Genomic DNA, 22732 nt, shown 5'->3' on the forward strand with positions numbered 1-22732 from the left:
GCCGTGCGGCCCTGACATTCAGGGTCCTAGGACAACCCGGTGACCCTCATGGTGATGTTGATTCTGCCGTGCGTGAGGCCACAATCCGTCGGAGCCGTTCCAGGAAGGACTTTGGGAATGCCGTGATAGGCAAACCTGGAGGGCCCACCGAAGACGAACAGGTCTCCGGAGCGGAGCTCCACGTCCGTATACGGCTTGGTCCGGGTCTCGGTGTTGCCGAACCGGAAAAGGCAGGACTCCCCGATGCTGAGGGACACTACCGGGGCGGTGGAGCGTTCGTCCTTATCCTGATGCATACCCATCGCCGCGCCGTCGTCGTAGAAGTTCACCAGCGCGGCGTCGGGCGTGTAGTCCTCGGCGGGATCCGCCAAAGTCCCGTCAACGACGCCTACGGAGCTGTATGCGTCCGCAACAGCCTTCCGCCCCAAACGAACCATCCAGTCGGGGAAGTCGAGTACAGGACGGCCGTTGACGTCGGTAGCTTCCCGCGTGTACTTGTACGGCTGCCAATGCCAGCCAAGGCACACGGTACGCACTGACATCCGGCGCCCGCCCGGAAGGGTTGCCGCCCGCAAAGGAACCGGACCCTGGGTCCATTCGCCGAAGCGTCCCACAATCCACCGCTGCTGTTCCGAAGTGAGCCAGCCCGGAACATGAACCGCACCTGGCGCAATCAGCCGGGGTTCGGCGTCGTACGCTTCCGGTTGCACCAACTCCAACGGGAACAGGGCGTCCTCGCTCACGCCGCTGCCTCCAAGGTCAGCAGCGCAAGTTTGGCCTCCGGCCCCCCGAGGTAACCGCCAAAGCTGCCATCCGACTTCACAACTCGATGACACGGGAGGATGACGGGAAGCGGATTGGTGGCGCAGGCTGTTCCGACAGCCCTGACAGCATGGGGGCTGCCCGCGGCCAAAGCAACTTCCGCGTAGCTTTCCGTGCGGCCGTAGGCGATGCGAGGCAGGTGCTGCAGAACGCTCAGCCTGAACCCGCGTGTGAGGCGGAAGTCCACTATGAGATCGAACTCCGTCCGCGTGCCGCCAAAATACTCCTCGAGTTGCCGCGCAGCATCATCCAACCGTGCCGGGGCCTCGAGGATGCGGGGGCTGATGGTCTGGGACAGGCGCTGCAGGACCTCGGCATGGTTCTCCACCTCAAAGGCCACCCGGACTATTCCGCGGTCAGTGGCAGCCAACAGGAGCTTGCCCACAGGCGAGTCCACCACTCTGTAGGCAACGTCCAAGGTGTGGGTCAGCTGGGCGTCGCGGGCAAGCCGGGCACGAAGGCTCGCAAGCGCGGGTTCCAGGCCGGCGTCCAGGGGCTCCAGGAGCGACAGCACGTCCACATGGTCAGGGCTTGATTCAAGGGTCATCGGATTTCTCCCTTCGGAAGTGAATGTGCCAGTTCGGGCCCATCAACCAACGCCGACGGACCAGCCAGTGCGCTGCGGAGGGCCTTGACGCCGTCCGCCCCGGCGCGTCGTGCAGCCTCGGGAGTGCCTCCCAGCATTACGGCTATGTCCTTATAGGGAAGTCCAGCCAGATAGTGGTACGCCACGGCTTGCCGTTGCTTCGGTGGAAGGTGGGTCACTGCGTCCAGCAACTCGGTGTGGTCCTCACCCGGAAGGCCAAGGTTGGAAGCATGCTCCGGCGGGGAATCCATCGGCAGGGCCCGGCGACTGCCGGCACGCAGGTGGTCGATGCATTTCCGGTGTGCGATGGTGACCAACCACGCCTGAACGTTGGCCTCCTGTGGAAGGTCCGGATACGCCTGGAGGGCCGCGAGGAAGGTATCGGACCAGGCGTCGTCAGCGTCGTGCACGCCCAAGACCGCCCGGCACACCCGCAGCACAGTGGCGCCCTGTTCATCCACCACCAACTCGAAAGGCTTTTTGCTGACCGCCTGCCGCTTACCCATCAGAAGAGCTTTCCTTCTTTCACACTCACCGGTTCTTCCAGTTCAAGAAGGAAGCGCTTGTTCGGCAGCCCGCCCGCGTACCCCGTCAGTTGACCCTTGCGCCCCACCACGCGGTGGCACGGAATGATGATGCTGATGGGATTGCGACCGACCGCGGAGCCCACGGCCTGCGCCAAGTGGGGATCGCCCAATTCAGAGGCCAACTCGCCGTAGCTGACGGTTTCTCCGAAAGGGATATTTTGAAGCCGGGTCCAGACTTTCTCCTGGAACGGGTTCCCGCGTGCCTCGTGCGGGACATCGAAAGCAGTGCGGTGGCCACCAAGATACTCATCAAGTTCGCGCCGGGTGTTGGCGAACACGGGATCATCAAGCCCCGCGGGGGTCCCGAAGTAGTCGGGTGGAGGCATATGCCAGTGGCCCTCGTAGAAGATACCCGTCAAAAATTCCCCGCGGGCAGTCAGCGTCAACTGCCCCAACGGGGAATCCATGATGGTGTGCCGGATGCTCATATCTTGTAGACGTCCACGGCCACGGAGATGTGAGGTGCGGGTTTCCTACGAGCGCCAGCGCGTGGTCATCAGGAAGCCCACAATGGCAATGCCGAAGCCGGCAACAATGTTCCAGGAAGCCCAGTCGCGGACAGGGAACTGCCCCTCGGTGATGTAAAAGGTGATGATCCAGATGAGTCCGAGGATCATCAGTCCAAACATGACTGCTTTGTACCAAACAGGGTTCGGCTTGTACTGCTGCGCTGCGGAAGCCTGCTGGTCCTGACGGGCAGGCCGCTTGCGGGGCTTGGACTCGGGCACGGATCCTCCTTGGCTGTACGTGGTACCCGTTCCAGCCAGCCTTGATATCCTGCAGGAAGGAAAAATTCCAGCGGTTAACGGCCACGCGGCGTTCCGGGTTGGTTCTAGCTGTCAAGTCTAGCCGCAACTCGGGGTCCGCCCGCCGCGCCCGCGCCCGATCCGAGGAGACGCTGTGGCGCATCAGCAGACGACGACGGCTTCCGCCGTGCCGTCCAGGCGCCGGGGGCAGGAACAAGTTCCCCGCAGGCCTCTCCGTGCCTCGGACGTCATCCGAAAAATCAGCCAGGTGCTGGGTGAACTCCTCATCACCGGCGGTGTTGTGCTGTTGCTCTTTGTGGGCTGGCAATTGTGGTGGACCAACGTTGAGGCGGACGCCAAACAGACCGAAGCCATACAAAACTTCGCCGGGCAACTCACCAGTCCTGTGATACCGGCAGAGTCCGTGGACCCAACGACGTTCGGGGATCCGGTAGTGGGGACAGCCCCTGCCAACGGGGAAACGATCGGGATCATGTACATCCCCCGCTTCGGCGCTGACTACACGCGTCCCATTATTGAGGGCACCGGCGCCGACGTCCTGGACACGCTGGGCCTGGGGCACTACGGAAGCACCAGCATGCCGGGTGCCGTGGGCAATTTTGCGGTGGCCGGCCACCGGCAAACGCACGGAGCAGTTCTCGACAGCATCCACACGCTGGTCCCCGGGGACAAGATCTACGTCCAGACTGCCGACGGGTTCTACACCTACGTCTTCCGCAACAACCAGATCGTGCTCCCCAACCGCACTGATGTGCTGTTGCCTGTGCCAACCCAGCAAGGCGTTGCGCCGGAGGAAAGAATCCTGACAATGACCAGTTGCAACCCGCGCTTCGGGTCACAGGAACGCATCATCGCCTACTCCGTCATGGAGGGGTGGCAACCGGCCTCGGCAGGACCGCCGTCGGACATTGCCGCCCAAGTAGCCAAGGCGCAAGGAAAGGGGTAACGGATGTACGCGTGGATATTCCGCAACCTGCCAGGACCCGTCTGGGTGCGGATCCTGACCTGTTTGGTACTGGTGGCAGCGGCCCTGGTACTGATGGTCCAGTTCCTTTTTCCCTGGTTCTCCCAATTCACCACTTTGACTGACTCAACGATTGGTTTAGTGCAGCAGCCATGAGCACAACAAAAATTCTTGTAGTAGATAACTACGACAGCTTCGTTTACACCTTGGTGGGGTACCTCCAGGAGCTCGGCGCGGAGACCACCGTGGTCCGCAACGACGACGTGACACTCGCCGAGGCCATTGAGCTCGCAGCAACGCGCGACGGCGTCCTCATCTCGCCGGGTCCGGGCACCCCTGCTGAAGCCGGCGTCTGCATCGAGCTCATCAAGTGGTGCGGTGATAACAACAAGCCGATGTTCGGCGTCTGTCTCGGCCACCAGGCACTGGCCGAAGCCTACGGCGGGGTTGTGACCCACGCGCCTGAACTCATGCACGGCAAGACGTCCCCTGTTCAACACGAAGGCAAGAGTGTTTTCGCCGGACTCCCCTCGCCCGTCACGGCAACGCGGTACCACTCACTCGCTGCGGTTCGCGACTCAATCCCGGACGTCCTGGAGATCACCGCCGAAACCACCAACGGCGTAGTGATGGGCCTTCAGCACAAGACCGCACCTCTCTGCGGAGTCCAGTTCCACCCGGAATCGGTCCTCACGGAAGGCGGCTACCAGATGCTCGGCAACTGGTTGGAGTCCTTGGGCATGACCGGAGCGGCCGAACGCGCCTCCAAGCTGAGCCCGCTGATCAAGCAATAGGTGGCGGGGCTGCGGCGGTCGGCAGCGACCGCCGCCCTCCGCGTGCCAGCTCGTTCCTCGCTTTGATGCACGCTTCCGGGCGCCGGCCCGCTGCCTTCGGTGATCCAGCTATTTCTTGGTGGCCGTCGGTTTGGGGCTCGGCTTGTCCGTCTCCGTGGGGGTTGGAGTGGGGGTCGGCGTCGGGGTGACGGGGGCTTTGGCGACTGTCAGTGTGACGGTCTTGCCCTGATCCACCTCGGTGTTAAAGGTCGCGCTCTGTGCCGTGACGGTGCCTGCAGCGACCTCGGAGTTCTCCTGCTCCACCACCACCATGGGCAGCCCATTGGTCTTGAGGGAAGCTTCAGCTTCGGCCAGCGGCAGTCCAATCAGCTGGGGCATGAGGACCTTGCCGGAGGAGACCTGAAGTTCCACCTTGGTGCTGATGGCGATCGCCCCGCCGGGAGCCGGCCCGGTGTTGATGACCAGCCCGATGGGAACGGTAGCGCTGTGGGTCCGGACCGTGACGATGTCGCCGGTGATGCCCAGCCTGCGCAGGGCGTCACGAGCGTCCGCCTCAGTACGGCCCACGATGTCGGCAGGAATGGTCACGGAGTTTGGACCGCTGGAGATCTTCAAGACAACTTCGGCGTCTTGATCCAGCATGGAACCGGCGGTGGGAGAGGTACCGATGGTCATATCCTTGGCCACAGTATCGCTGGCCTCGCGCACGGTCTTGGGCACCAGCTTGGCTGAATACAGTTCCTGGATGGCCTGGGATTCGGACATATTGGCCACCACGGGGACAGCGATCTTGGCCGGGGGCGGTGGCTGCGTGTTCATGAGGTTGTAGAGCCAGAACCCGCCTCCCGCCAATACAAGGAGCGTGAAGATCACCAGGGTGGCGATCCAGGTACGACGCCGCTTGTTCTGTACGGCGGTCCGCTCACGTTCCGGTGGGAGGCCCAACGGAAGCGGCTCTTCCGGCTGCTGGTCCACCAGCTCGTTCTTGTACTCCGCGTCCTTGAACTGATCAGCAGCAAGGAAACCCACGGCCGTTGAACTGAGGAGCTGGGTAGCAGGGTCTTCTTGATCCACGAGGTCGTTCGGATCCGTTGGCGCCTCACTGGCCGGCAGGGCCGGAACTGGAATGCCGTTGCTTGCCGCGCGCAGTGCCCGGCGGAACGAGGCAGCGTCCTGGAAACGGTCTGTCCGGCTCTTCTGCAGGGCCTTTGCCAGGACCGAGTCGAGGGCCTCTGAAACATCAGGGTTGTGGGCGCTGGGCATGTCAGGGATTTCACGGACATGCTGATAGGCCACGGAGACCGGGCTGTCGCCCACAAAAGGCGGCCGGCTGGTCAGCAGTTCGTAGAGAAGGCAACCCGCGGAGTAGAGATCGCTGCGGGCGTCCACGGTTTCGCCGCGGGCCTGCTCGGGTGAGAGATATTGCGCTGTGCCTACAACGGCTTGTGTCTGGGTCATGGTGGCAGCGGAATCTGCCATGGCACGTGCAATGCCAAAGTCCATGACTTTGACGTCTCCGGTGTCGGCGCAGACCATGACGTTGGCCGGTTTGATGTCCCTGTGGACAATGCCCGCACGGTGGCTGTACTCCAGGGCCGCAAGGACGCCGAGGGTAAAGCCGATGGAGTTCTCCACCCCCAGCTCATTGGCCTTGATCATGTCCCGCAGGGTCCGCCCGGCCACGTACTCCATGACGATGTACGGGACACGGACGTCCTCGCCGGGACCACCTGGGACCGAGTATTCGCCGGTATCAAAGATGGCCACGATGGACGGGTGGTTCAACGCCGCCACAGCCTGGGCCTCGCGTTTGAAGCGGGCCTGGAACTGGGGATCGCGGGCAAGGTCTGCACGCAGGACCTTGACCGCGATGGTCCGTCCCAGCAAAGTATCCGTTCCGCGGTATACGTCCGCCATCCCGCCACGACCGATCAGATCACCGAGTTCGTAGCGGTCATTGAGGATGCGCTGAGAAGACACAGGTGTGCTCTCCTCTCGATGCGCGGGACCTTGGCGTGGCGTAGACATGGGAACTCAGTTAGCTGCTCGGGCTGCCGGTGCCACTGGGGCTGGAGCTCGGGGAACCGGGGTTGGTGGGCGCGGCTGCCCGGGACAGGAAGTAGGTGACGGTGGAACCCGCGGGAACCTCGGCTCCAGCGGCGGGCGAAGACCTCACGAACGTGCCGGGCTGTTGACCCACGGCTCCGTTGACGGGGTCTCCAGCTACCCATCGCAGTCCGGCGCCTTCAATGGCGGCACGCACTTGTGACTCGCTGGCTCCCACACTGATCGTGGGGACGGCCACGGCCTCCGGGCCCTTGGAGTACTGAACCGTGATGGTTTGTCCCGGATCAACAGGTCCCGTGGGGTTGAGATCCACCACAGTCCCTGGAGGGGCCGGGTTGAAGACCTCCACACCGTTAACGCCGAGGCCAAGATCGCGGAGTTGCGCGCTGACGGTCTGGAACGGCTGACCCAGGTATTGCTCGGGGATCACGTTGACCTTCTGCGGCGTAGACTGCGTCGGCGTGGGAGACGGTGACTCCGACGTCGGCGTTGGTGTTGGCGTAGCCGAAGTGGATGTCGGGCTCGCCGGCCGGCTGGGACTGGCAGAGGTGGACTGGCTCGGGCTGGGGCTCGGAGAGAAGAACCCGGACTGGGAAATCAGGAAACCTACCAGTGCAAAGAGCACCAACAGGATCAAGGCAACCAAGGGCCAGGTCCAGGGGCTGCGCTTCTTGCGTTCGGGATCGCGATCGTCGAAGTTCTCGTCGTCGGTGTAGGCGACTTCCTCGTCGTCGTTCAGCTGGCGCTCGGCCTCCAAGGCATTGGCGCGCGACAGCGGATTATCGGACGAGGCGGCAGCCGCTCCCACAGCAGCTCCGGCTGCACCTGCACCCAGCACCGGAAGTGCGGAGGTCGCCGTCGAGGACTGCTCTTTTCCGTAAGGCGAGGTGACGACGCCGGTGGGGGCCGTTGCGGTGTCGACCGGGGCAGTGATGGGTCCGGTAGCGGACTCGAACAGCAGCATGCCGGGGACGGCGGCGTGGGCGGTGGCGATATCGCCGTTGCGGATGGCGTCGGCAGCTTCGGCCAGCTTGATGGCGTTGGCAGGACGGTTCTTGGGGTCCTTGGCCAGCATGGACATCAACAGGGCGCGCACGGGCGTGGGAAGGGTCTCCGGCAGGGGCGGCGGAGCATCGTTGACCTGTGCCAGGGCGATGGCGATCTGCGACTCGCCGGAGAACGGACGGTGCCCGGTGAGGCACTCGTAGCCGATCACACCTAGCGAGTAGATATCCGAGGAACCCGTGGCAGTTTGGCCGGTGGCCTGCTCAGGAGCCAGATACTGGGCGGTACCCATGACCTGGCCGGTCTGTGTCAGCGGGACCTGGTCTGCCAGGCGGGCGATACCGAAGTCGGTGACCTTGACCCTGTTGTCCGGAGTGATCAGCAGGTTGCCCGGCTTGATGTCCCGGTGGACCAGGCCCTGCGCGTGGGCAACTGCCAGGGCCCGTGCAGTCTGGGAAATGATGGACAGGGTCATGTCCGGGGACAGCACCTGCTCGCGCTCAAGGATTCCACTCAAGGGGTGTCCAGGAACGAGCTCCATGACCAAATAGGCCGAGCCGGCTTCTTCGCCGTAATCGAAGACGTTGGCGATGCCCACGTGGTTGAGCAGCGCGGTGTGCCGCGCCTCGGCACGGAACCTCTGGAGGAACCCGGGGTCACCCGTGTATTCCTCCTTGAGCACCTTGATGGCAACAATCCGGCCGAGGATCTGGTCCTTGGCCTTCCAGACCTCGCCCATGCCGCCAATCGCAATGCGACTGGTCAGTTGGAACCTGCCGCCGAGTGTGATTCCCGAAGTAGGCCTCACTTATTCAACACCGCCTCAAAAATCTTCTTTGCGTTCGGACTGGTTAGCTGGGCACCGCTGAGCACATCCACACTCTCCATGACAATGGTGACGGCTACTTGCGGGTCGTTTGCCGGGGCGAACCCGGTAAACCATGAATTGTTCAAACCTGAATCACCGAGTTCGGCCGTACCGGTTTTTCCGGCCACCTTGATACCGGGAACGGCAGCTCCCCTGGCAATGCCGTTGTCCACCGCACTTGTCATCCACTCGCTGATTTGGGCCGCTATGGGCTGCGTGGTGCTGGTACGGAGGGCCTCGGGCCTGAGTTCGCTGATGACCCGGAGGTCAGGGGCGCGGACCGTCTTGATCAGGTTCGGCTTCATCTGCACACCGCCATTGGCGATCGCGGCAGTCATCATGTTGATCTGCAGCGGAGTTGCCTTGACGTCGCGCTGGCCCACGGAAGACTGGGCGAGCTGCGCCTGGTCCAGGTCCTCGGGGAAAATACTGGGATTCTGCTGGAGCTTGAGCTGATCACCGAAGGTCTCGCCGAAGCCAAACTTCTGTGCCTGTTCGCGGATGGCATCCTGGCCGAGGTCCAGCGCAATGCTGGCAAACGGCGTATTACAGGACTGCTCCAAAGCAAAGGCGAACGACGCCGTCTCCCGGACGTTGCAGTTACCGCCGGCGTAGTTGGGCAGGCTGGCACTGGAACCAGGCAACGGCAGGGCGCTGGGATTCGGGAGCTCGCTGTCCTTGTTGTACTTGCCCGAGTTCAAGGCAGCAGCAGTATCGATGAGCTTGAAGACCGAACCCGGGGAAAGAAGGTTGCCCGTGGGGCCGCTGACGTTCTGGTTCAGGTTGATACCAGGAACCTGGTTCAGCTCGGCGTAGCTTGCTTCAGCTGCAGCCGTGTCATGGGTCGCGATCAAGTTGGGGTCGTAGGACGGTTTGGACACCATGGCCAGGACGGCGCCGGTCCTGGGGTTGGTGACCACGATGGATCCACGCTGGCCATCCGGGATGAGATCGAAAGCCAACTTTTGGATTTCGGGATCCAAGGTCAGTTCAACCGAGGCACCCTTAGGCTCGTTGCCCAGGAACATCTGGCTGATCCGGTCCAGGAAAAGCTGGTCGGAGTTGCCGGCCAGGGTATCGCCCATGGACTGCTCAAGGCCGGTCGAACCAAACCCCTTGGAGAAGTAACCGGTGACACCGGCGTAGAGCTCAGGCTGGTTGTACTTGCGCTGGAATGCGCAGGACTCTGTTCCGGCAACAGACTCAACCACGGGCTTACCACCGACGATGATTGCGCCGCGGTCGTTGCAGAAGGAGGCCAGGATGGCGCGCTGGTTCCAGGGATTGGCGTTGAGGTCGTCGGCGCCAATGACCTGGACATAGCTGATGGCACCGAAGATCAACGCAAACATGGCGACGGCGGCCATCCAGGAACTGCGAATTGCCTGGTTCATTGGTGCTTCACCGCCTCTGTTGGTGCGCTGGGTGTCTGTCCTGTGGTGGGTCTACGTGCGGGCGCGCTGCTGCTGGCCGGGGGTTTGCCAACCATGGGAGTGGTATCCACCGGGCCGCGGGCCGTGTTGGAAATCATGAGCAGCAATCCGACGATGATCCAGTTGGCCAGGAGCGAGGAACCACCGGCTGCCAGGAAAGGCGTGGTCAGCCCGGTCAACGGAATGAGCCGGGTGACACCGCCAATGACCACGAAGCACTGCAGGGCGATCGCGAAGGACAGGCCGCAGGCCAGGAGCTTCCCGAAGGCATCGCGGGTGCCGAGCGCAGCGCGGAAGCCCCGGGTAAAGAGCAGCAGGTAGAGCATGACGACGGCGAAGAGTCCGATCAGGCCGAGTTCCTCGCCAATGAGGGCCACAATCATGTCGCTGTTGGCGAACGGAACCAGGTCCGGGCGGCCTTGGCCCAGGCCCGTTCCAACCAGCCCGCCATCGGCCATGCCGAACAAGCCCTGCACGATCTGTCCGCTGCCACCGGGCGACCTGCCGAAGACCTCGGGGGTGAAGGCATTGATCCAGCTGTCGATGCGGAAGGCCACGTGGGAGAAGATCTGCGAGGCGATGAAGCCGCCGCCGAGGATCAGCAACAGTCCGATGACAACCCAGGAGATACGGCTGGTGGCCACGTAGATCATCACGATGAACAGGCCGAAGAAGAGGATGGAGGAACCGAGGTCGCGTTGGAAGACCAGGACGCCGATGCTGACCAGCCAGGCGGTGATCATGGGACCGAGGTCCTTGAAACGCGGGAACTGCATGGGGCCGATCTTGCGGCCGGCCAAGAGAATGAGATCCCGGTTGGAGGAAAGATACCCGGCGAAGAATATGGCCAGGGTGATTTTTGCGATTTCACCCGGCTGGAAGGTCATGGGACCCACGCGAATCCAGACGCGGGCACCGAGGATTTCGCCCGCGGAAATGCCCGGAATCAGCGGAAGGATCAGCAGGAACGCACTGGCTGCCAAGGAGATGTACGTGAAACGGCGCAAAATCCGGTGATCCTTGAGGAACCAGATCACGGCGATTGATACGGCCATGGCAATCAGTGTCCAGCGGAGCTGGTTGTTGCCCGTGTCATCTCCGGGGCCGTCCATGCGGTGGATCAGGGCAAGGCCCAAGCCGTTCAAAGCCACGACAATAGGAAGTATTACCGGATCTGCATACTTCGCGCGGAGCCTGAGAACCATATGGAAGGCGAATGCCGCTAAAGCCAGCAAGCTCGACTGGAACCAGAAGTCCCGGTCCAAGCCGACGTCGGAGTTGATGCTCACCAAGGCACTCGCGCCCACGCCCACGGCAAGAGCCAGGACAATAAGGACAAGCTCAACATTCCGGCGGGGTTTGGGTGCAGTTTCAGTCTGGATCATTTGGCCGCCTCACAGGGAGTCGGGACGGACGAAGGCGTGGCAACAGCCGCTGTGCTCGGTACCGGCACAGTGCTGGTGGGCGACGGTGTGGCTGTTGTTGTCGCCGGAGCAGTGGTGGGGCAGTTTGCCGATGCGCTGCCGGTGTTCTTGAGGTTTTCCACAATGGCCTGCGCATCGTCCAGGTCACCTGCAGGAACCGTCTGGCGTACGCTTTGCTGGCCGTATTCCGGCAATGAATCCACCCTGATATCGGTTACGGCCTCGAGCCGGGAGAGCTGAATGGGGCCCAGGCGCTGCGAAATTCCATTGAATATTGCGACGCGCTGGTCGAATTCGCCCACGTAGTAGCGGGTCTGGGTCCAGGCGTAGCCAAGCCAGAGGCCCACCACGACGCCCACCACTACAACTGCCGCAACAGCCGGCATGAGCCAGCGGACGCGCCGCCGGGGGGGTTCTTCAACGTCCAGGCGATCCTGCTCGGCCTTGTGGGTGAGGACCGTGGCAGCCCTTCGGGCAACTGTCCGGCCTGCGACAGTGGGAATGGAGCCCGTCTCGGCAGCTGTTGCCGCGGCGCCCACCAGCTCGTGGGGGCGGCTGGCCAGTTCTTCGCGCAGGACCTCTGCGGAGAGGTGCTCACCCAAGTGGGGATCCGTGGTGGTGGGAGGTTCTTTGGACTCTTCCGAGGACGTGGAGGCCTCATCGGAATCGTCGCCTGGGGCGGTGGGATCGCCGGCACTGAAGGACGATCCGGCATCTGCGTCCCTGGCCGCTTTCGCCTTGGAGTCTGAGGTCGCATCCTCAGCGGACTTGGTTGCGGTTGGACCCTCCGGCGACTTGGAAGCGGTCACCGTCCCGGGTTCGTCTACGGCGGCAAGCGCCGCGGCCGGAACGACGTCGACGGCGGCCGTGTTGACGTCGTCGTCGGTCTCTTCCACGATCTCCAACATCACCACGGTGACATTGTCCGGAGCACCGGCTTCCAAGGTGAGGTCAACCAGGATCTCTGCGCATTCACGGAGGTCTTTGGTCTCGCGGACCATCCGCTCCACGACGTGCCCGGCCACATAGTTCAGGCCATCGGAGCAGAGCAGCCAGCGTTCGCCGGGCTCGACGTCGAGGACGTCCAAATCCAGTTCAGGGCTGGCATCGACGTCGCCAAGCACGCGCATGAGAACGTTCTTGTGGGGATGCGTTTCGGCTTCCTCGGGGCGGAGCCGTCCCTCATCGATGAGGCGCTGCACGAAGGTGTGGTCAATGCTGACCTGCTCAAACTTCTTGTTCCGCAGCCGGTAGGCCCTCGAGTCGCCGATGTGCGCGAAGTGGAGCTTGCGGTCTTCCAAGAGAAGGGCTGTCACGGTGGTTCCCATGCCGGAAAGCTTGGGATTCTGGTGAACAAGCTCGGAAAGCAGCGAGTTGGCCGTCTGGATCTCGTCTGCCAGGACAGTCTCGGCACCGTCGGGGTAGTCGTCGTGGTCCAAATGGATCATGTCCAGGACCGTTGAAGCGGACGCCACATCACCGCCGGCGTGGCCACCCATGCCATCGGCAACCACCGCCAGATGACGACCCACGTACGCGGAGTCGTCATTCTTGGAACGGATCCGTCCGACATCGGAACGGGCTGCGTAGCGCATGATGAGCGGGCGCTCCGCAGGCGTTTCCTTGCCTTCGGGGGTCTCGGGGGAGGCCATGGACTACGGCCTCAATTCAATGACCGTCTTGCCGATTCTCACGGGGACGCCAAGCTCCACCGGCAAAGCGCGGGTGAGCTGTTGATCGGCCAGGTAGGTGCCGTTGGTGGAACCGAGGTCCTCAATAAACCAACGGCTGCCCTGTGGGAACAGGCGCGCGTGCCGGCCCGAAGCGTAGTCGTCTTCCAGGACCAAGGTGGCTTCCTGCGCGCGGCCCAACAGGATGGGGCTGGCAGCCAAGGGAACAGTAGTGCCCTTGAGCGGGCCCTCCGTTACCACCAGATTGCGGGCATGCTGAATGGCTGGCGGCGGGGACGCGGCCAGTTCCGGGTGCTTGCGGACCTCACGAGCCGTAGGAACTCCGGTCACAGCTTTGCGGCCGATCTGGAAGTCGCGGCGCATGGTGGACACGATGCTGAAGATCAAGACCCACAGCAGCAGGAGGAACCCGAAGCGAAGCGCTGTGATGGTCAGTTCGCTGATGTCGTTCACGCGTTGCCACCCGGGGCTTGGGGGAGAAGGCGGAAAATGATCTTGGTACGTCCCATCGTGATGGTTGAGCCGTCTGTAAGTTCCACGCTGCCGTTTACCTTGTGGCCATTGACGTAGCTGCCATTGGTGGAGCCAAGGTCCACGGCCCACGTGCTGCCGTTCTGTGTGCGGATCTCAAGATGCTTTCGCGAAACTCCGGTGTCATCCACCAGGATGTCGGCTTCCGAGGAGCGGCCCAGCACCACGGACCGGGCATTGAGCGAGTACCGCTGGCCGCCGATGTCCAGGACAGGCTGAAGGCGGGTGGGCTGCCGTGCAGGGGCTGCCGGAACGTGTGCCCGCGGGGCCGGGGGAGCCGAAACGGCGTCGTCCGAGGGCTTCTCAGTCCGGGAGGTGATTTCAAAGTGCCCGGCGCGTTCCTCGTCATTGCGTCGGAACGAAATCCTGACCGCGCCCTGAAGCGTGTAGCCCTGGCTGCGGACGTGCTGAATAACGACGTCGCACAATTCCTCTGCCAAGGGCGTTCCCCATTCCTGGGCCCTGGCGAAATCCTCGTCACTGAGCAGGACATCAAACACATTGGGAGCGAGCGTGCGGCCGGCGGCGATGGTGATGGACTTGTTGTCCAACTCGCGCCTCAGCTTGCTCGCAATCTCCACCGGCTCAACACGTGCCCGCGACCCTGTGGAGAAGACGTTGCGAACGGCTTTTTCAATGCCGCGCTCGACTTTGTCCAGCAAACCCATGTCCTTCTCCTTTCCTTGCCGCGGCACCCGCTGTGCCTGATCCGATAGTCCGTCCACGCACACAGCAAAGTACGCGCCTGACGGCCCTTCCACTTCCCGATACTACTGGGACTGACTGGGAATGGCCTTAATCCACAACGCCTTGCGACCCGGAAAAGTTCGCTCCCGGCCCTTGCTGGCGCGGGAGTCGGGCCATGAAATTTCCGTGGCGTTCAGCTGTTGATAAGGGATCTTTTGGGTGCTTGGACGCTTCCCGACGGCGGTACGATCCTCCCGATTGGTGTTTTGCCGGGGATGTCCGTTATGCTTGATCTCGCTGCTTTTGAAGGAAACGAAGCTGGGAAACCCGCAGAACTCCGGAAAAAGAAGTTGCGCGCGAGTGGCGGAACGGCAGACGCGCTGGCTTCAGGTGCCAGTATCCGAAAGGGTGTGGGGGTTCAAATCCCCCCTCGCGCACGCAATTGAAAGAGCCCCGGTCTTAGGATCGGGGCTCTTTTGTTTTCTCTGCTGGGCGAGGCCTCCCACCAATCCGTCAGTTGCGCGCGGAACCCGTGAACCGGCGTCGTGAATTGCTCAGGTGCAGGCGCATCGCGGCCGCGGCAGCCACTTGGTCGCCCTCCGCAATTGCTGCGTATATAGAGGAGTGTTCGTGGACTACCTGCGCGAAGCGTTCGGGGGAGTCCTGGTCTTCGCTGGCCACGAGGCGGGGGCGGGGCATGGTGATCATGGTCTGGCCCAAGGCAGAGATGCAGTCCGTATAGAAGGGATTGCCCGTGGCCGCTGCAACGGCCCGGTGGAACTCGAAGTCCGCCTTCATGGAGTGCCCCGGGTGGCCTGAGCTCGCGGTGAACTGTTCCAAGGCGCCATGAACAGCCTTGAGCTGGTGTTCGGTGTGGTTTTTCGCCGCCAACGCCGCGGCTTCAGTTTCGACGCCGATCCGGAAGTCGAGCATCTGCAGCCGCTCTTCCATGCTGCCAACCGCCCGCGTTCCCGGGGCAGGAGTGGGTCCTTCGGCGGGCGGGGTCAGTGCGAAGCTGCCCCGCCCGCGTTCGGTTTCAACAAGGCCTTCGGCCTGCAAACGTGTCAGGGCGGAACGGACGACGGTCCGGCTCACCCCGAACTCGCTGATGAGGGTGTTTTCGCTGGGGAGCTTTTCACCGGGCTGGATGACGCCGTCGACGATGCGGTTGCGGAGGTCGGCGGCGAGATCCGCGGTCAGGTTTCGGCTCATGGGTTCCAGATTACGCGCCGAACTCCACTGACTCGGTGGTCCACGCACGGGCCTGTTCGCTGAGCGTGACGCCCAATCCGGGGCGGTCCGGGACGATCATCCGGCCGTTCTTGGTCTCCAGGCGCTCCTCGAACAAGGGGTCCAGCCAGTCGAAGTGCTCTACCCACGGCTCGCGCGGGTAGGCGGCGGCCAAATGGAGGTGGATCTCCATGGCGAAGTGCGGGGCCAGGCCAAGTCCGCGTTCGTCTGCCAGGGCGGCGAGGCGCAGGAACTGGGTTATGCCGCCCACGCGCGGGGCGTCGGGCTGGATGATGTCGCAGCTGTTGGCGTTGATGAGTCCCTTGTGTTCGGCAACGGATGCGAGCATCTCGCCGGTGGCGATGGGGGTGTCCAGGACCTGGGCGAGGTGCGCGTGGCCCTCGAAATCGTAGGCATCCAGCGGTTCTTCGATCCAGATGAGGTTGAATTCCTCCAGCTGACGGCCCATGCGCAGGGCCGTGGCGCGGTCCCACTGCTGGTTGGCGTCCACCATCAGCGGGACGTCCCAGCCGATATGCTCGCGGACTCCGGCCACGCGGCGCAGGTCTTCCTTGGAATCCGGCAGGCCAACCTTGATCTTGATGCCTCCGATGCCCTCGTCAATGGACCGGGTGGCGCGTTCCTTGACCTCGTCCAGCGTTGCGTTGAGGAAGCCGCCGGAGGTGTTGTAGGTCTGGACGGAGTCGCGGTAGGAGCCCAGCAGCTTGGCCAGGGGGAGTCCGGCGCGCTTTGCTTTCAGGTCATAGAGAGCGATGTCGATCGCGGCCAGCGCCTGCGTTGCCACACCCGAGCGGCCCACCGAGGCCCCGGCCCAGAGGAGCTTGGTGTAGATCTTGCCGATGTCGTTGGGGTCCTCGCCGATGATCCCTTCGGCGACTTCCTTGGCGTGGGCGTACTGGGCGGGCCCGCCTGCGCGCTTGGAGTAGCTGAAGCCGACGCCGCTGTGACCCTGCTCCGTGGTGATCTCGGCGAACAGGAACACTACTTCGGTCATGGGCTTTTGCCTGCCCGTGAAGACCTTGGCATCGCTGATGGGCACGGTGAGGGGCAAACGTGCCGTGGATAGCTTGACGTGGCGGATGAGATCAACGGTGCTCATGGTTCTCCTAATGGGTGCGGCATCCTTGCCTGCCACTTAGGATACAAGTAATAAACTTGTACTACAAGAGCCGGGGCCCTCAGATCCAGCCCTGTTGCCAGGCTTTCTCAGCTGCTTCGTGCCGCGATACGGCCCCGAGCTTCATCATGGCCGAGGACAGGTAATTGCGGACGGTGCCCGGCGCAAGGCGCAACTGCTCGGCAACCTGCGTCACGCTGGACGTTGATCGGCTGTACCTCAGTGCATCCAGTTCGCGGTCGGTCAGCGGGCAGCGTTCAGCGGCCAAGGCAGTCGCGGCGATTTCAGGATCGATGTAGCGTTTGCCGCCCGCCACGTCACGGATCACGTGGGCCAAGTCTTCGGCGGGGGTGGATTTCGGGACAAATCCTGAAACTTTCGATGCCAATGCCCTGCGGAGGACTCCAGGGCGGGCATGGCGCGTGACGATGATGACGCGCGTCTTGACAGTGGAGAGGATGCGGGCTGCCGCTTCGACGCCATCCATGCGCGGCATTTCGAGGTCCAGCAGGCAGATATCCGGATGGACTTCCAGTGCCAACTCGGCCGCAGTCACACCATTATCAGCGCTGGCCACTACCTCGATGTCCGGTTCCAGGCCCAACAGGGCTTCCATGGCCCCGCGGATCAGGTGTTCGTCGTCCGCGATCAACAATCGGATGGGCCGCGGGCTTGCGGGATCGGTCACGGAGCAATTCCTTTGGAAGGGATGGATGCCAGCAGCTCGAATCGCTCGGCATCCATGGTTGTTTGGAGTTGGCCACCCAGTGCTGAAAGCCGTTCGCGCAGTCCTGCAAGGCCGTTTCCGAGCGTTTGGACGGCCGGCGTCCCGTTGGTGACACCGTTGTTCTTGATGGTGAGGCTGCAACTGTTAGCTGACGCTGACAGCGTGATGGAAGCGTTGGTTGCGTTACTGTGCCTGAGTATGTTGGTGGTAGCCTCCCGGACCGCCATGGCCAGTGCTTTGTGAACGTCCGGGTTCCCCGGTATTGGGTCAATCGTGAGTTCGCAATGTGCTCCAGCGGCAGATAGCACCTCGCGGGCGTTCTCGAGTTCGTTTTCGAGAACCGTTCCGCGATATCCCGAGACCAAGGAGCGCGTTTCCTCGAGTGCCTGCTTTGCCGTCAGCCGTACGTCATGGATGTGGCCGCGGGCAGCCGCTGCATCGATGGTGAGCAGCCGTTCGGCAAGCTCGGACTTGAGCGCGATGACCTGAAGGTGGTGGCCCTGTATATCGTGCAGGTCTGAGGCAAAGCGCAAACGCTCCTGGGCCACCGCCAGTTCCCCGGCCATGAGCCGGTGCCTGTCCAGTTCCACCACGATGCGCCACCACCACAGGCTGCTGATCAAAACCACGGGCATCAAAGCCGCATAGCTGAAGAGCATGCGGAGGCCGGAGTCTTCCGGGAAGGCATAGCTCCGGTGATGCAGCAGCTGGTACGCGACCGGATGCAGGGCTGTGAGCGCCAGCCCGGCAGCCAGGGTGGCCAGGCGCTGCCGGGTAGGAAGCAAGCAAGCAATCAAGCAGGCAGCCAGCCACAGCGGCACGCTCCACATCAAGGCATTGGTGGTTGCAAAAAGGCCCAGTATCCAGACCACAGCCGAGGTGCCTATCAGTGCCAGGTTCCAAGCAACATGCGGAAGACCTCCGCCGAGCCCTGCTCGCAGGAACCAGCAGTAACGAATTTGGGCGGCTACCGCGCAAGCCAGGCTGATGAGGAGTATTCCCGTGACGGACTCCAACGGCGGCGTGGCCGGCTCCAATGCAAGTGCGAACAGCATGAAATCGAGAACCAGGAGGATGAACACCATGCAACCGAGGGTGTATGTCCAGGTTGTCCGCACACTGCGACCAGGGAGGGCAGTGGGCTGTAAAACATCAGGGTTGGCGGCTACGGGCATGACGATCAGTGTAGGCCCATGACATTTGTCATGGGTTTGCCGGCGAATCAGCACATAAATCAGTGACACCAGCGCACTACGCGGGCCCTCAGCATCCCTGAAGGATGTGATTGTCAACGTCATTTACCTGAAATGAGCAATCATGATCGAGTCCCTGCAAGGTTTCACGTCCTCACTGCCCCCTATGTTGCAATGGCTCGGGGTGATGTTGATAGCGGGCATCCCGTTTGTGGATTCGTACTTCGGCGCAGTAGTAGGCGTGCTGTCCGGATTGCCGCCCGTGGTGGCCATTGCGGCAGCGGTTGTGGGAAATGTACTCTCGCTGCTCATTTTCGTCTTTGCCGCGCACAGCGTACGGGCCAAAGTGGCTGCGGGCAGGCCGTCCAAGGAGATCACGCCCCGGCGGGCAAAACTGCGGGCCACGTTCGATAAGTTCGGAGTAGCCGGTGTCAGCCTGATCGGGCCAACCATCCTGCCCAGTCAGATTACTTCCGTTGCGATGATCTCCTTCGGGGCCTCCAGGAACGCCGTTATCCTCTGGCAGATCATCTCCATCCTCATCTGGGGGACAGCTTTCGGCGTCCTGGCCACGCTCGGCATTTCGTTGGTCCGCTAGGAGGCGGGGTTTGATGTGCGTGTCTTTCGAATTCCCGGATTTCTCCGTGTGGCTGCAACACACTTAGCTACGTGGCGGACAAGTACAGGGTATGAGCTACCTTTCGAGAGCCCCGGATCGGGAAGAGGCCTTTCGGGCGCTGTACGAATCCGCGTACGCCGACCTGCTGAAGTTTGTGCAGCGTCGCACGGATTCAGCGGACGCCGAGGACATAGTCGCTGAGGCATTCCTTATAATCTGGCGGCGGTTTTCGGAAGCCCCGAAACAACAGGATGACGCCCGGGCCTGGCTCTTTGGCATCACACGGAATCTCATCCTGAATACTCGCCGCGGAGAGCAGCGACGGCAGGCCTTGGGTGTCCGCTTGGCAGAGGCAACAGCCATGTCCCACAGCGATTCCCACGCTGAACTGGTCAGCAGCCGTGTCGATTTGGGCCGAGCCTGGGCGCTTCTTTCCGAAGTCCACCAAGAGGCCCTTGGGCTTGCGATTTTCGAGAACCTGGCCGCACCACAGGCAGCGCATGTAATAGGTATCTCGCCTGTCGCATTTCGGCTCCGCCTCACCCGCGCAAGGCGGGCCCTACGGCTTCTTCTTGACCACGTCCCCCAGAACGAGTCGCCGGCGCCAGCGACATTTCCCGAAAAGGCCACGACACCATGAAAAACACCCGAAACATCGACACACTTCTGCGGTCCATGGATGCTGCCGGGCAGGGAGCAGCTCCGGATCCGCGCCGTTCGCAGAACGATCTGGAACAGATCCTCAGCTCCCGCCCCACCTCTGTGAGCAGCGACCCCGGAGTCGCTGAATACAAGACGACGACGTCGCGCCCAAGCCGCCGTCGTCGTCGAACCATAGCTTTGGGTGCCGTTGCCTTTGCAGCGACGGCCGGGTTCTTGGTTGTGCCGGCACTCTCCGGTGGAGACCCTGCCTTCGCAACGTGGACCGCCGCTCCGGGTGGGCTGGTGGGGGCAGAGCGCGAGAATGCGGTCTCGGCTTGCGTGCGTTCGAGTAAAGGTGTTGGTGATGGAATGTATGCCAATGACTTGGCCGCGGCGGAAGTTGCCATCGCGGAAAGGCGCGGCGCCTGGACCACGGTTGTCCTTAGCGGCGCTGACGGTTTCGAAGCCAGCTGCACCACGGACTCCACAGCCCCGTGGTTCAAGAAGGGATCCTTCGGCTCAGTGGGTAAGCCCGGTGATGGACGCAAACCCGTTGCCCGTGAAATCAAGACCACGCAACTGGGGACCGGCGTCATCGCAGACAATCCACTCTCCATGGCTTCCGGCCAGGTTGGCCCGGACGTTGTTTCTATGACTTACACCAGCAAGGCCGGAGAGGGGATTACGGCCACGGTGTCCAAAGGCCAGTTCGCGTTTTGGCTTCCGGGTGAGGAGCTACCGAATTCGTCTGGAGAAGGCGTGCCGGTCGAAGTGACCTACACCGACAACACAACCGAAATCCGCTACCTCGGCCTCTGACGGGCAACTCTTTGGAGCGAAGGGAAAGCTACCCTCGAAGCGCTCCGAACCCCGTAATCAGTGCCTCAAGCCCCAGGCTGAAGGCCACGTCGGTAGGCCTTGTGTGCTGTTCAGCAGCCAGCCGGTCCACCGCAGCGGTGAGGTTGGGGACCTGCTCGGCGAGGCTGCCGGCGTCGAATATGTCCTCCGGTGCGTTGACGTCGTAGGCGGCGCCGAACACGAACGCTTCCAAGGCGACGATCGCGGAGATGATCATCTCGTCGGGGAAACCGGCGTCTCGGAAGCCTGCCGTCACGGCCTCGTACATGGCCAGGGTTTTGGGTGCGTCGGCCACCGGGAGTACTGCAATCACGGGGATGAGCGGCGTATGCTCCGAGAAAACGTCGCGGTAGGACCACGCCCAGCGACGCACAGCTGCATCCCACGGCTCCACCCCGAAAGCGGAGACGTCAACCATCGCTGCCAAGTGGTCTTCCACCAGCAGCAGTACGTCGTCTTTGGAGGCCACATGGTTGTAAAGGGCAGAGGGCGCGACGCCAAGGGATCGTGCCAAGGCCGCCATGGTGAGCCCGTTGTAACCCTTGTTGCTGATCAACTTGAGTGCCGCCGTCGTAATCCCCTCCTGGTCCAGGATGGCCGCCGTCGGACGTCCGGCGCGCCGGCGCACGGATTCGGCGGGGCCTGCGGATGAAGCGGGGATGGGTGCGGGCATCGGGAGCCTTTCTGCTGCCTGTGTCCCCAGCATTATTCCATCGGGTCTTCACAGCAACCGCCTCCAGCGCTACTATGGATGTAAATGAATGCCATTCATTTACTGGTCAGCCACCACGGACGGCCACGGAGAGGACAACATGCAGAATCTTGATCGCGACGTTGTGATCGTCGGCGCCGGACCGTCGGGGTTGACGGCCGCACGCCAACTGAAGAAGGCCGGACTCAGCGTCGCAGTGCTCGAAGCGCGCGACCGTGTAGGCGGCCGCACCTGGACCGACACGATCGATGGCGCCATGCTGGAGATCGGCGGCCAGTGGGTTTCCCCGGACCAGACAGTCCTGATGGACTTGCTGGACGAGCTCGGCCTGAAAATGTACTCACGCTACCGTGAAGGCGAGTCCGTCTACATCGGCGCAGACGGCAAGCGCACCCAGTACACCGGCGACACTTTCCCGGTCAGCGATGAAACCAAGGCCGAGATGGACAAGCTTGTTGCCATCCTGGACGGCCTCGCCGCCGAGATCGGCCCCACCGAGCCCTGGGCACACCCCAAGGCACGCGAGCTGGACACCATCTCCTTCCACCACTGGCTCCGCCAAAACTCCAACGACGAGGAAGCCTGCAACAACATTGGCCTCTTCATCGCCGGCGGCATGCTTACCAAGCCCGCCCACGCCTTCTCGGCACTGCAGGCAGTCCTCATGGCCGCCTCGGCCGGCTCCTTCAGTCATCTGACGGATGAAGACTTCATCCTGGACAAGCGCGTCATCGGCGGCATGCAGCAGGTTTCACTGCTGCAGGCAGCAGAGCTGGGTGACGACGTGGTCCTTAACAGCCCGGTCCGCACCATCAAGTGGGACGACAACAACGTCACGGTCGTCTCTGAGCAGGCAACCGTGAACGCGCGCTATGTGATCATGGCTGTGCCGCCGAACCTGTACTCCCGAGTCTCCTTCGAGCCCCCGCTGCCGCGCCGCCAGCACCAGATGCACCAGCACCAGTCCCTGGGCCTGGTCATCAAGGTCCACGCTGTCTACGACACACCCTTCTGGCGTGAAGAGGGACTGTCCGGCACGGGCTTCAGCGCCGGCGCGCTGGTCCAGGAGGTCTACGACAACACCAACCACGGCGACACCCGCGGCACCTTGGTGGGCTTCGTTTCCGACGAAAAGGCCGACGCCGTGTTCGAGCTCAGTGCCGAAGACCGCAAGAAGGCCATCCTCGAATCGATCGCCGGCTTCCTGGGCGACAAAGCCCTCACCCCTGAGGTCTACTACGAGTCCGACTGGGGTTCTGAAGAATGGACCCGCGGCGCCTACGCGTCCAGCTACGACCTCGGTGGCCTGCACCGCTACGGCAAGGACCAGCACGCCAACGTGGGACCGATCTACTGGTCCTCGTCCGACCTCGCAGCCGAGGGCTAC

At 62.7% G+C, this 22732-nt stretch carries 23 protein-coding genes and 1 tRNA gene; 7 read left to right on the top strand and 17 right to left on the bottom strand.

Translation table 11 applies throughout. The annotated features are described in order from the left end of the window. Positions 1–26: 26 nt before the first annotated feature. The 5 genes from HP499_RS00275 to HP499_RS00295 are packed head-to-tail and all read right to left on the bottom strand — an operon-like array spanning position 27 to position 2723. A complete protein-coding gene (locus HP499_RS00275) occupies positions 27–743 on the bottom strand; it encodes an alpha-ketoglutarate-dependent dioxygenase AlkB (protein ID WP_172321980.1) in 717 nt (238 codons plus the stop codon). Next, positions 740–1369, bottom strand: a complete 630-nt coding sequence (locus HP499_RS00280; RefSeq protein ID WP_172321981.1) for a methylated-DNA--[protein]-cysteine S-methyltransferase — start codon at positions 1367–1369, stop codon at positions 740–742. The genes HP499_RS00275 and HP499_RS00280 overlap by 4 nt, the downstream gene beginning before the upstream one ends. Next, positions 1366–1914: an RNA polymerase sigma factor gene (locus HP499_RS00285; protein WP_172321982.1), complete on the bottom strand. Its 549-nt coding sequence runs from the start codon at positions 1912–1914 to the stop codon at positions 1366–1368. The genes HP499_RS00280 and HP499_RS00285 overlap by 4 nt, the downstream gene beginning before the upstream one ends. After that, the gene (locus HP499_RS00290) at positions 1914–2423 is read right to left on the bottom strand and encodes a methylated-DNA--[protein]-cysteine S-methyltransferase (RefSeq protein ID WP_172321983.1); all 510 of its coding nucleotides are present in this window, start codon (positions 2421–2423) and stop codon (positions 1914–1916) included. The genes HP499_RS00285 and HP499_RS00290 overlap by 1 nt, the downstream gene beginning before the upstream one ends. Positions 2424–2468: 45 nt before the next feature. Continuing rightward, the gene (locus HP499_RS00295; protein ID WP_172321984.1) at positions 2469–2723 is read right to left on the bottom strand and encodes a cell division protein CrgA; all 255 of its coding nucleotides are present in this window, start codon (positions 2721–2723) and stop codon (positions 2469–2471) included. Between the two features lie 157 nt (positions 2724–2880). On the opposite strand from HP499_RS00295, the gene HP499_RS00300 reads away from it, so the two are divergent. Both HP499_RS00300 and HP499_RS00305 read left to right on the top strand, forming a co-directional pair. Further along, positions 2881–3708, top strand: coding sequence for a class E sortase (locus HP499_RS00300; RefSeq protein WP_172321999.1), 828 nt, complete (start codon positions 2881–2883; stop codon positions 3706–3708). A 170-nt stretch (positions 3709–3878) separates the two neighbouring features. Continuing rightward, positions 3879–4520, top strand: coding sequence for an aminodeoxychorismate/anthranilate synthase component II (locus tag HP499_RS00305; protein WP_172321985.1), 642 nt, complete (start codon positions 3879–3881; stop codon positions 4518–4520). A gap of 108 nt (positions 4521–4628) precedes the next feature. Here the strand turns inward: HP499_RS00305 and pknB are convergent, their stop codons facing one another. The 7 genes from pknB to HP499_RS00340 are packed head-to-tail and all read right to left on the bottom strand — an operon-like array spanning position 4629 to position 14207. Beyond that, on the bottom strand, positions 4629–6548 hold the full coding sequence (gene pknB / locus HP499_RS00310) for a Stk1 family PASTA domain-containing Ser/Thr kinase (protein WP_172321986.1): 1920 nt from the start codon (positions 6546–6548) through the stop codon (positions 4629–4631). A gap of 10 nt (positions 6549–6558) precedes the next feature. Next, complete coding sequence (locus HP499_RS00315; protein WP_172321987.1) at positions 6559–8400, bottom strand: protein kinase; 1842 nt, start codon at positions 8398–8400, stop codon at positions 6559–6561. Then, entirely contained in the window at positions 8397–9854 is a 1458-nt protein-coding gene (locus HP499_RS00320) for a penicillin-binding transpeptidase domain-containing protein (RefSeq protein ID WP_172321988.1), read from the bottom strand. Before HP499_RS00320 ends, HP499_RS00315 begins: the two co-directional genes overlap by 4 nt. Further along, positions 9851–11278, bottom strand: coding sequence for an FtsW/RodA/SpoVE family cell cycle protein (locus HP499_RS00325; RefSeq protein WP_172321989.1), 1428 nt, complete (start codon positions 11276–11278; stop codon positions 9851–9853). Before HP499_RS00325 ends, HP499_RS00320 begins: the two co-directional genes overlap by 4 nt. Continuing rightward, entirely contained in the window at positions 11275–12969 is a 1695-nt protein-coding gene (locus tag HP499_RS00330; protein WP_172321990.1) for a PP2C family serine/threonine-protein phosphatase, read from the bottom strand. The genes HP499_RS00325 and HP499_RS00330 overlap by 4 nt, the downstream gene beginning before the upstream one ends. Before the next feature lie 3 nt (positions 12970–12972). Next, positions 12973–13452, bottom strand: a complete 480-nt coding sequence (locus tag HP499_RS00335) for an FHA domain-containing protein (RefSeq protein WP_172322000.1) — start codon at positions 13450–13452, stop codon at positions 12973–12975. Between the two features lie 5 nt (positions 13453–13457). After that, complete coding sequence (locus tag HP499_RS00340) at positions 13458–14207, bottom strand: DUF3662 and FHA domain-containing protein (protein WP_172321991.1); 750 nt, start codon at positions 14205–14207, stop codon at positions 13458–13460. Positions 14208–14580: 373 nt separating this feature from the next. Between HP499_RS00340 and HP499_RS00345 the strand changes: the two genes are divergently transcribed. After that, positions 14581–14663, top strand: a tRNA-Leu gene (locus HP499_RS00345). Positions 14664–14739: 76 nt separating this feature from the next. On the opposite strand, the gene HP499_RS00350 is transcribed toward HP499_RS00345, so the two are convergent. From HP499_RS00350 to HP499_RS00365, 4 genes are all read right to left on the bottom strand, one after another. Further along, on the bottom strand, positions 14740–15438 hold the full coding sequence (locus HP499_RS00350; RefSeq protein ID WP_172321992.1) for a FadR/GntR family transcriptional regulator: 699 nt from the start codon (positions 15436–15438) through the stop codon (positions 14740–14742). Between the two features lie 10 nt (positions 15439–15448). Continuing rightward, on the bottom strand, positions 15449–16576 hold the full coding sequence (locus tag HP499_RS00355) for a mandelate racemase/muconate lactonizing enzyme family protein (protein ID WP_172321993.1): 1128 nt from the start codon (positions 16574–16576) through the stop codon (positions 15449–15451). 79 nt (positions 16577–16655) lie between these two features. Beyond that, entirely contained in the window at positions 16656–17282 is a 627-nt protein-coding gene (locus tag HP499_RS00360; protein WP_309138318.1) for a response regulator transcription factor, read from the bottom strand. Next, entirely contained in the window at positions 17279–18496 is a 1218-nt protein-coding gene (locus tag HP499_RS00365; protein WP_172321994.1) for a sensor histidine kinase, read from the bottom strand. Before HP499_RS00365 ends, HP499_RS00360 begins: the two co-directional genes overlap by 4 nt. Positions 18497–18638: 142 nt before the next feature. Here HP499_RS00365 and HP499_RS00370 point away from each other — a divergent pair, with 142 nt between their 5' ends. The 3 genes from HP499_RS00370 to HP499_RS00380 all read left to right on the top strand — a co-directional run bounded on the left by HP499_RS00370 (position 18639) and on the right by HP499_RS00380 (position 20594). Further along, complete coding sequence (locus HP499_RS00370) at positions 18639–19112, top strand: hypothetical protein (RefSeq protein WP_172321995.1); 474 nt, start codon at positions 18639–18641, stop codon at positions 19110–19112. Between the two features lie 91 nt (positions 19113–19203). Continuing rightward, on the top strand, positions 19204–19773 hold the full coding sequence (locus tag HP499_RS00375) for an RNA polymerase sigma factor (RefSeq protein ID WP_172321996.1): 570 nt from the start codon (positions 19204–19206) through the stop codon (positions 19771–19773). Continuing rightward, positions 19770–20594, top strand: a complete 825-nt coding sequence (locus HP499_RS00380; RefSeq protein ID WP_172321997.1) for a hypothetical protein — start codon at positions 19770–19772, stop codon at positions 20592–20594. Before HP499_RS00375 ends, HP499_RS00380 begins: the two co-directional genes overlap by 4 nt. A 28-nt stretch (positions 20595–20622) precedes the next feature. Here HP499_RS00380 and HP499_RS00385 read toward each other — a convergent pair whose 3' ends face one another. Then, on the bottom strand, positions 20623–21339 hold the full coding sequence (locus tag HP499_RS00385) for a TetR/AcrR family transcriptional regulator (RefSeq protein ID WP_172321998.1): 717 nt from the start codon (positions 21337–21339) through the stop codon (positions 20623–20625). 106 nt (positions 21340–21445) lie between these two features. On the opposite strand from HP499_RS00385, the gene HP499_RS00390 reads away from it, so the two are divergent. Further along, positions 21446–22732, top strand: a 1287-nt coding sequence (locus HP499_RS00390; protein WP_172322002.1) for an NAD(P)/FAD-dependent oxidoreductase, incomplete at its 3' end; no start/stop codon positions are given.

Origin of the sequence: Paenarthrobacter sp. CM16, assembly GCF_013179505.1 — a bacterium.
Classification (GTDB): domain Bacteria; phylum Actinomycetota; class Actinomycetes; order Actinomycetales; family Micrococcaceae; genus Arthrobacter.